General features: G+C 27.5%; 1 protein-coding gene and 1 pseudogene. Both read right to left on the bottom strand.

The genetic code is table 11. The features are described 5' to 3' along the window. Nucleotides 1–314 (bottom strand): YlxM family DNA-binding protein (gene ylxM / locus AZI32_RS17660; protein ID WP_061997202.1); only part of this gene is annotated, 314 nt, incomplete at its 3' end. 101 nt (nt 315–415) lie between these two features. Beyond that, nucleotides 416–531 (bottom strand): annotated as a pseudogene (locus AZI32_RS18190) (signal recognition particle-docking protein FtsY); the annotation flags it as partial.

Here is a 531-nt window from a genome sequence, read left to right on the forward strand (position 1 = left end):
TTAGCACAATCTCTATTTTGCAATAAATCTTGTTTAATGTCAACAACTTTATTATATATGTCTTGTGTAATTTTTTCACGTTCTTTTGACTTTTTAACTAAGCCTAATTTTGCTTCATAATCCTTCAAAATTTTTTCAGAACGCTTTAATGTATCATATATTCCTTGTCTTGAAACACTTAGATTTTCACTGATTTCTCCAAGAGAATAATCTTCATTGTAATAAAGTGATACAATTTCTCTTTGCTTATCAGTTAGAAGCATTTTGTATTGTTCAAATAACAACCCAATTTCTACTAATTTTTCTAGATTCATTATTACACTTCCCACTTGCTTTACTGTAAAGGTTAATTCCTTTACACATTGTATTTTATATCATACTAATAAAGTTGTCAACAATTATTTTAAAAAGCTAATTAGTTCCCAAATAACGCATCTATAAATGCTTTTGAATCAAAATCTTGTAAGTCTTCTACTTTCTCTCCAACACCTATAAGTTTCACAGGAACATCAACTTCTGATTTAACAGCTA

The organism is Clostridium sp. ATCC 25772, assembly GCF_001573875.1.
Lineage (GTDB): Bacteria > Bacillota > Clostridia > Clostridiales > Clostridiaceae > Clostridium_J > Clostridium_J senegalense.